General features: G+C 49.4%; 2 protein-coding genes and 1 pseudogene. All 3 read left to right on the top strand.

The window, feature by feature from the left end:
• Positions 1–212: pseudogene (locus I2D41_RS09020) on the top strand (glucose-1-phosphate thymidylyltransferase); the annotation flags it as partial.
• A 95-nt stretch (positions 213–307) separates the two neighbouring features.
• Positions 308–745, top strand: coding sequence for a DUF4869 domain-containing protein (locus tag I2D41_RS09015; RefSeq protein WP_022094783.1), 438 nt, complete (start codon positions 308–310; stop codon positions 743–745).
• A gap of 9 nt (positions 746–754) precedes the next feature.
• Positions 755–1,729, top strand: coding sequence for a hypothetical protein (locus tag I2D41_RS09010; RefSeq protein ID WP_117840298.1), 975 nt, complete (start codon positions 755–757; stop codon positions 1,727–1,729).
• Positions 1,730–1,898 lie beyond the last annotated feature (169 nt).

Genomic DNA, 1,898 nt, shown 5'->3' with positions numbered 1-1,898 from the left:
AGAGCCTGCACGAGGCCGCGGAGTTCGTCCGCGCCGTGGAGCACTCCCAGGACCTTCCCGTGTCCGTCCCCGAGGAGATCGCCTGGGAGAACGGGTGGATCACGACCGCCGAGCTCGAGGAGGCGGCCAAGGCCTACGGCAAGTCGGTCTACGGGCAGCACCTGAAGAAGGTCGCCGCCGGCGAGATCGTCAATAGCCCACGCGAGTACTAGCGCAAGCTTGTTTTCTTTTAGGGGTCACCGTTTATCTGGTGGCCCCTTTCGTTATGATTACGTTGACCATAAAGACAATATGATTGGGAGTGGATGTGTTAAGCGTCTACTTTGGCGATATGCCAGAAGCGATTTACAACACAGCGACATATTTCAAAAACTCTTACCGGTCTTCTTGGATTACGGATCCCTATGCAGTCTCGATAATTAAAGATGTCGATCGATCGGTTGTTGTCTCCGAAAACGTCATCGAAAGCCCTGTGCTTGGATCCATCTCCCCACTCCAGCTTTCTGGTGGCGTGAAAACGCTGCTGCTTATGAGATTTGATCGTAAGCATATTTTTAACGCTTCTACCTGTGGTGACAACTGTGCCAAGTGGATTCTCGACATGGCGAAAGACCGCAAGCTCGTTGTGAATCTCTATCATGTGATGGACTTTGGTCGCGAGGATTTTAAAATTAAAGTCGTGAATAGCGGCCGAATCGTTCACAACATGGCCGATTTGATTCACGAGTCGATTCCGTATCTGTAGGTGCTGCTTATGAACGGTTCGCATCTCGTTAAGATTTCCCGCCGCAGGGGAACCAAGTACACATTTACCATTAAACGGAACATTACTATTGTGCGTGGGGATAGTGGCACGGGTAAGACGACACTGTTTGACATGGTCGCAGACTACATGCGAACGGGCGAGCAGTCGGGTGTTTCCTTGCAATGCGATTGTCCCTGTGTCGCCCTGACCGATTATGATTGGCGAAACCAGCTTTCGTCCGTTCATGACTCGATTGTATTTGTCGATGAGGGCTTAAAAGAGATCCATTCTGATGAGTTTGCCCATCATGTGCTGTATTCCTCGAATTATTTCGTGCTGATCTCAAGGGCTGATTTCCCCAATCTTCCGTATAGCGTGGATGAGATTTACAAGATTAAGACGAGCGGAAAATACCATTCTTTCGTCCCTGTTTATCAAGATCGCGGGAATCATCGTTATGCTATTTCCCGGTCGGCGCCAAAACAGGACTTTTCTATCCTTCTATGCGAGGACAGTAAGTCTGGTTTCCAGTTCTTTAAACGGCATTTTGCTGACAGTGAGCTTACCTGTACTTCGGCCATGACGAACAGCGCGATTTTGGGCTGGTTGGATCAGCATCTCGACGATCGCGTGTTTGTTGTCGCGGACGGGGCGGCATTTGGGTGCTATGCGGACCGCGTCCTTAAGCTGCAAGACATTCACCGCGATACTGTTACGGTTTGTCTTCCCGAGTCGTTCGAATGGCTTCTGCTGAGCTCCGGCGTAATTTCAGGGCTAGATGTTAAGACGGTTTTGGAAACCCCAGAAGCCTTTGTAAACAGTGAGAAGTTTAAAAGCTGGGAGGATTTCTTCTATAAGTACTTACGTGAAATAACTGGGGATTCGGTTTTTCACTACGACAAAGACTGCATTTCGGAGGCGTTTTGTACAGGAGGTAATTCTGCGAAGGTTATGGCTCTTATCGCATGTCGAAATGTCCGATAGTTTTGTTGAATAGCGTCGCGGCGTCACTTCCTGCGGCATACTAAAGAAGCTGTACATGCTTCAGATTGGATTTTCATGTCTGAGATTTTCGAACCCAAGAATATCATCGTCACTGGCGGCTGCGGCTTCATCGGCAGCAACTTCGTGCACTACGTCGTGAACAACCACC

Source organism: Collinsella aerofaciens (assembly GCF_015552075.1).
GTDB classification, from domain to species: domain Bacteria; phylum Actinomycetota; class Coriobacteriia; order Coriobacteriales; family Coriobacteriaceae; genus Collinsella; species Collinsella aerofaciens_Y.
This window is presented reverse-complemented; position numbering and strand designations above follow the sequence as displayed.